At 43.5% G+C, this 6,000-nt stretch carries 2 protein-coding genes; one reads left to right on the top strand and one right to left on the bottom strand.

Features of this window, described 5'->3' with window-relative positions; all coding sequences use genetic code 11:
- Nucleotides 1–782: 782 nt before the first annotated feature.
- Complete coding sequence (locus tag AB4249_RS04895; protein ID WP_017061334.1) at nt 783–2,063, bottom strand: sodium:proton antiporter; 1,281 nt, start codon at nt 2,061–2,063, stop codon at nt 783–785.
- Nucleotides 2,064–2,232: 169 nt separating this feature from the next.
- On the opposite strand from AB4249_RS04895, the gene metH reads away from it, so the two are divergent.
- Nucleotides 2,233–5,910, top strand: coding sequence for a methionine synthase (gene metH / locus AB4249_RS04890; RefSeq protein WP_372102418.1), 3,678 nt, complete (start codon nt 2,233–2,235; stop codon nt 5,908–5,910).
- Nucleotides 5,911–6,000: the final 90 nt, after the last annotated feature.

Below are 6,000 nucleotides of genomic sequence, written 5' to 3'. Positions count from 1 at the left end.
TTAATTTTCCGGATTGGTATAATATACGCCATTAGCAAAGCCGCGGATTCTCCTACTTACCAAAACAGCGCGTGTTGGGAGTCTAAACCTCCAACCTTTCCATATACTAAGACTCAGCAGAAATACTGGGGCTTTTTTGTATCTGCTGCTTCTACGAAGTAATGTTGGGATAACTAGGCGCTCCTAGCTCACCTGCGTGCTCGAATCTCCGGAGTGCCTACTCATTCCAGCCTTGCCATATTTAAGACTCTAGTCTGCACGTCTCGGCAGAAATGCTAGCGCTTTTTATTCCTGTCATTTTTACAAGTATCACTTGAAGTACCATGTGTTCCTTTAGCTATCTCTATCGAACACTGATTTAGTGCAGCCTTGCGGTATTTAATGACTTAGTTCAAACCGTTCACCACTCATCTAGCTCCACAGTCCTGTTAATAACTAACGCTATTCTAGCGAGACGTTGAGTCCCGTTATTTTTGTTTCCAGGTGAAAGGTGAAGTCTTTCGATTGAAGCTTATATAACTTGAGAGTGGGTTATTGGGTAGACTAGCGAGTTCGCACAAGAACGAGTTCTCTGTATGACTTAACCTACTTAAAGAGTTCTGGATACCCACAACAAGGCTTTCGACTACTCAAATACTCGCGGTATCAAATATCGATATAATCTCTATGTTCCACGCATACCTTTCAACGATAACTTCAGTGAGGGAATTGGCGAGTTTGACTTTCATTAGGTATAAAAAAGGCCACCTAAAGTAGGCGGCCTTGGTTGATCTATTTAGATATTAATCTAGCTCTTTCTCTGCTTGTTTTGCTTTCTCTATCATAGGAGTGATAGTTGAGCCTTGAACCAGAATAGAAAACACAACAACGGCGTATGTCATGACAAGGATTATCTCTTTAACATCGATTGCTTTGTCTTCAATTACCCAGATACCTGAAGGGATTGAAAGTGCCATGGCTAGTGCTAAGCCACCGCGTAAACCACCCCAAGTTAGAATCTTAATCGACCACGGGTTGTAAGTTCTAAAGCGTTTAAATCCGATGTAAGACAAGAAAACACTCAAGTAACGTGCACTCAATACTAGAGGGACTGCGAAAGCCATTAAGATCCAATCTTCTTGGTGGAATTTGAATAACAGCATCGACATACCAATTAGTAGGAATAATACGCCGTTTAAGAATTCATCTATCAATTCCCAGAAATGATCTAAGTGATCTTCACTCTCTTTTGAGAATCCGATAAAGCGAGTCCAGTTACCAATCATGATACCTGAGACCACCATCGCTAATGGTCCTGATACATGTAGAACTTCAGCAAACGCATAACCAGCAGTTGGAATGCCGATGGTTAATAGCAACTCCATCGAGTGGTCGTCGGTGTTGCTGATTAGGTAATGGAATACAAGACCTAAAACAAAACCGTAGACGATGCCGCCAATTGCCTCTTGAACGAATAGCATGGTCACACTACCGACGGTTGGCGCTTCTGTGCCGAATGCGATAGTAAATAGGGTTACGAAGATAACTAAGCCAAAACCATCGTTGAATAGAGATTCTCCCTCGATTTGAGTAGAGATTCTTCTGGGAGCGTCGAGTTTCTTTACTATTGCTAGCACGGCGATGGGATCGGTTGGAGAGATTAGCGAGCCAAAGAGTAGGCAGTAAATCAGATCAAATTGAATACCGATGAACTGGCAAAACCCGTACAGCACAAAACCGATAAAGAATGTTGAAAACAACGTAGCACCTAACGCGAGTACAGTTATTTCCCATTTCTGGTCTTTTAAATTTGGTAACTTAATCCCTAAACCACCGGCAAAGAGTAAGAACCCCAATATTCCCTTTAGTAGGAAATCTTCAAAGTTGATACTGGCAACGGTTTCTGAGGCGATGTCAGCCAGTTGGAACCAATTGTTTTGTCCCGCAATGATAATCAATAGAGATAACATCATTGAGCCTGCTGTGATGGCGATGGTTGTCTGCATTTTACCAATTTTTGTATTCACGAAAGCAATAAGCATGGCTGCAGCGGACAAGAAGCATAAGGTGTAATAGACCGACATTGGGATTCCAACATGTAACAAAGTATGAATATGAATTTTCGTTGTCTCATGCTCAAATAGCAAACATTTTTTTGTCATGACTCAGTAATCAATTTCCTTTTTTAGACGTCTAGACTCCTTTTTAATGTGTGATAGGATGGAGGGATAATTAAAGGAATGAGGTTGTACCGTGGGAAGTAATGTAAGGCAAAAGATTGACGCTCTGTTGAAGCAACGAATTTTACTGATTGATGGTGGCATGGGCACCATGATTCAGGATTATAAATTGGAAGAGCAAGACTATCGTGGTGAACGCTTTGCTGATTGGCACAGTGACTTGAAGGGCAACAATGACCTTTTAGTTCTTACACAGCCTAAGCTTATCAAAGATATCCATATGGAGTATTTGGAAGCTGGGGCTGACATCCTCGAAACCAATACCTTTAACGCTACAACCATCGCTATGGCCGACTATGATATGGAAAGCCTTAGTGAAGAGATTAACTTTGCTGCTGCCAAGCTTGCTCGTGAAGCAGCTGATGAATGGACTGCAAAGACCCCAGATAAACCTCGCTTCGTCGCGGGTGTATTAGGTCCAACCAACCGAACTTGTTCTATCTCGCCTGATGTAAACGATCCAGGTTACCGTAATGTTAGCTTTGACGAACTGGTTGAAGCCTATTCTGAATCGACTCGCGCGCTCATTAAGGGCGGTTCAGATTTAATTCTTATTGAAACTATCTTTGATACGTTAAACGCGAAAGCGTGTGCCTTTGCCGTTGAATCTGTTTTTGAAGAGGTGGGTATTGCTCTTCCAGTGATGATTTCCGGTACCATCACTGACGCATCAGGTCGTACCCTTTCAGGACAGACGACAGAAGCATTCTACAACGCCCTTCGTCATGTAAAACCAATCTCATTTGGATTGAACTGTGCATTGGGCCCTGATGAACTGCGTGAGTATGTCGGTGAGATGTCTCGTATCTCAGAGTGCAATGTTTCTGCTCACCCTAATGCGGGTTTGCCTAATGCATTTGGTGAGTATGACCTTTCTCCTGAGGATATGGCTGAACATGTTAAAGAGTGGGCTGAAAGTGGCTTCTTGAACCTAATTGGTGGGTGTTGTGGTACTACTCCAGAGCATATCCGTGAAATGGCTGAGGCCGTTGAAGGTGTAACGCCGCGTCAATTGCCAGACTTACCAGTTTCTTGTCGTCTTTCGGGACTAGAGCCACTGACGATAGCTAAAGAATCTTTGTTCGTGAATGTAGGTGAGCGGACCAATGTTACCGGCTCTGCACGCTTTAAGCGCCTTATCAAAGAAGAGCTCTACGACGAAGCCTTGAGTGTAGCTCGAGAGCAAGTCGAGAATGGTGCTCAAATTATCGATATCAACATGGATGAAGGGATGCTAGACGCCGAGGCGTGTATGGTTAAATTCCTGAATCTATGTGCTTCAGAACCTGAAATCTCGAAAGTACCTGTTATGGTCGATTCTTCTAAGTGGGAAGTTATCGAAGCTGGCCTAAAGTGTATTCAAGGCAAAGGCATCGTTAACTCAATCTCTCTAAAAGAAGGCAAAGAGAAGTTTGTTGAGCAAGCCAAATTAGTTCGTCGTTATGGTGCTGCTGTGATCGTGATGGCGTTTGATGAAGTCGGGCAGGCTGATACTCGAGAGCGTAAAGTCGAAATCTGTACCAATGCCTACAACATTCTTGTTGATGAAGTCGGTTTCCCACCAGAAGATATTATTTTTGACCCGAATATTTTCGCAGTGGCTACTGGTATCGATGAGCATAATAACTATGCGGTTGATTTCATTGAAGCAGTAGGAGACATCAAACGCGATCTCCCGCATGCGATGATCTCTGGCGGTGTGTCGAATGTTTCATTCTCATTCCGTGGTAATAACTACGTCCGTGAGGCTATTCACGCGGTATTCCTATATCACTGTTTTAAAAACGGTATGGATATGGGCATTGTAAACGCTGGTCAGTTGGAAATTTACGATAATGTTCCAGAAGATCTGCGTGATGCTGTTGAAGATGTCGTACTAAACCGTCGTGATGATTCGACTGAAAGATTGCTGGATATGGCGACCGAATACCTAGAGCGTGCTGTTGGTAAGGTTGAAGATAAATCTGCATTAGAGTGGCGAACTTGGCCTGTAGAGAAGCGTTTGGAGCACTCTTTGGTAAAAGGTATCACCGACTTTATTGTTGAAGATACCGAAGAAGCTCGTGTTAATGCCTCTCGTCCTATTGAAGTGATTGAAGGTCCTCTAATGGACGGAATGAACGTTGTTGGTGACCTGTTTGGTGAAGGTAAGATGTTCTTACCACAGGTTGTAAAGTCTGCGCGTGTGATGAAACAGGCGGTTGCCCATTTAGAACCATTCATTAATGCATCCAAAGAAGTGGGCGCAACTAACGGTAAGATTTTGTTAGCGACCGTTAAAGGTGACGTTCACGATATCGGTAAAAATATCGTTGGTGTGGTTTTACAGTGTAATAACTACGAAATTATCGACTTAGGTGTGATGGTTTCTTGCGAGAAGATTCTCAAGGTAGCGAAAGAAGAGAATGTCGACATTATTGGCCTGTCTGGGCTGATTACACCGTCTCTTGATGAAATGGTACATGTTGCTAAAGAAATGGAGAGACAGGGTTTCAAGCTGCCTCTTCTGATTGGCGGTGCAACCACATCTAAAGCTCACACAGCAGTTAAGATTGAGCAGAATTATTCAGAACCTGTTGTATACGTAAATAATGCCTCGCGTGCAGTGGGTGTTTGTACCTCACTACTTTCTGATGAATTGAAATCCGCTTTCGTTGAGAAGCTGGATATCGATTACGATCGCGTTCGAGATCAGCACAATCGTAAGAAGCCTCGTACCAAGCCTGTCACGCTTGAAAGAGCTCGTGCCAATAAAGTTGCTATCGATTGGGATGCGTATACGCCACCGGCACCCGCTAAGCCGGGAGTTCACATCTTCAATGATTTTGATGTGGCAACTTTGCGTCAGTACATCGATTGGACTCCATTCTTTATGACATGGTCATTGGTTGGTAAATACCCTGCAATCCTTGATCATGAAGAAGTGGGTGAAGAGGCAAAACGTTTATTCAAAGATGCTAATGATTTACTGGATCGCGTAGAGAAAGAGAAGCTGCTTGAAGCGCGTGGTATGTGTGCCATGTTCCCAGCGAACAGTGTTGGTGATGATATTGAGGTGTATACCGATGAATCTCGTACCGAAGTTCTAAAAGTTCTACACAATCTTCGTCAACAAACAGAGAAACCAAAAGGCTTTAACTACTGTTTGTCTGATTACATTGCGCCAAAAGAAAGCGGTAAAGCTGACTGGATTGGTGGCTTTGCGGTTACTGGCGGTATTGGTGAGCGAGAGCTTGCTGATGAATATAAAGCTAATGGTGATGATTACAATGCGATTATGATTCAGGCGGTTGCGGACCGTTTGGCTGAAGCGTTTGCAGAATATTTACACAAAGAAGTGAGAAAGGATATTTGGGGTTACTCGCCTGATGAGGATTTGTCTAACGACGATTTGATTCGAGAGAAGTACCAAGGTATTCGTCCAGCTCCGGGTTACCCTGCTTGCCCAGAACATACAGAGAAAGGCACGTTGTGGGAGTTGATGGACGTTGAAAAAGCCATCGACATGTCACTAACCACGAGTTACGCAATGTGGCCAGGTGCCTCAGTGTCGGGTATGTACTTCTCTCATCCTGATTCGCGATATTTTGCGATTGCACAGATTCAACAGGATCAAGTAGAAAGCTATGCTGATCGTAAGGGCTGGGATATGTTGGAAGCTGAGAAGTGGTTAGGTCCAAACATTAACTAGTTTGAATCTACGACGAGCTTTGATTCGTATAGTAAAAAAGAGAAAGGGTTGCTCAAGAGCAACCCTTTTTGTATCTGGGGTTTGGTTAAT

It is taken from the genome of Vibrio sp. 10N.261.55.F4, assembly GCF_041470465.1.
Lineage (GTDB): Bacteria > Pseudomonadota > Gammaproteobacteria > Enterobacterales > Vibrionaceae > Vibrio > Vibrio crassostreae_C.
The sequence above is the reverse complement of the archived record's forward strand: the minus strand, read 5'-3'. Positions and strand labels throughout refer to the sequence as shown.

What these genes read in the sequence shown, in the direction of transcription:
- AB4249_RS04895 (WP_017061334.1), bottom strand. Translation starts at nt 2,063, where the DNA reads ATGTCGGTCTATTACACCTTATGCTTCTTGTCCGCTGCAGCCATGCTT.